Origin of the sequence: Sphingobacterium shayense, assembly GCF_013179575.1 — a bacterium.
Lineage (GTDB): Bacteria > Bacteroidota > Bacteroidia > Sphingobacteriales > Sphingobacteriaceae > Sphingobacterium > Sphingobacterium shayense.
In genome coordinates this window covers 1-842 of record NZ_JABMCQ010000345.1, presented here as the reverse complement: position 1 = coordinate 842, position 842 = coordinate 1, and the positions used below count along the sequence as shown (strand labels likewise).

At 44.8% G+C, this 842-nt stretch carries 1 protein-coding gene; it reads right to left on the bottom strand.

The window, feature by feature from the left end:
* The coding region (locus HP439_RS19270; protein ID WP_172391933.1) for a SusD/RagB family nutrient-binding outer membrane lipoprotein at positions 1–842 on the bottom strand (842 nt) is incomplete at both ends.

Sequence of the window (842 nt, the reverse complement as noted above, 5' to 3'; positions counted from 1 at the left end):
GGATCAGTATCAGGCTTTTGCTCGATCAATGCTTGCACCCAACCATTCGCGTCCGAAGGAAAATCTCCTGAATACGCAATATCGTAATGATATTTACGTAAATCTACCCACGCTTCGGGAGCTCCCCAAGGATACAATGCAACCCATTTCTGCATCATAATATGCGATAACGTAAGATCAGCTAAATTCCCAACATAGGGCCCATTTAGGTATTCCGCAGCTAGGTTGTTAAATACATCTTTGGTTATTTTATCGCCTCCTGTTGGGCTTCCCTCTTTTCCTGGATAGATATACCGCGCCGAGGTTTCCATGTCTGCAGCGACACCATTTTTGAACGCTTGAAACGCCTGGGATTTCTGCCCCATCTTCCAATAGGTCTCCGCCAGGCAGAATTGAAGCTCCGCATATGTAGTCAAGATATAGGGGGCATCGTCCCTGTAAATCCAACGACCGATACCATCGTGCTCTGTACCGGAAAATGTCGACGACTTATTTCGTCCGTAAAATGAAGGTGCTATCCCGATAGAACCAGTCGTATTAGCAAAGTTACCACCGTAGTATTTATAAGTCTTTACACTATCGCGATCGTCAATATCGAAATAGTCCTTATTGCTCGTTGTGCCAAGTTTAATAGCTACTCTTGGATCATAGTGCCCTGTTTCATGTAACAACGTGTCGGTAATTATTTGATCGCTCGCTAATTTATACGGATAATAGGGGTTACCATCTGTTGGAATTTTATCGCCGGTAGCAGGATCATACACCGGAACTGTCCCAGTCATCACTTGAACAGCCCACTCATGTTGAAAATAATTATACGTGAGGTTAGCGCGCGCCGTTCC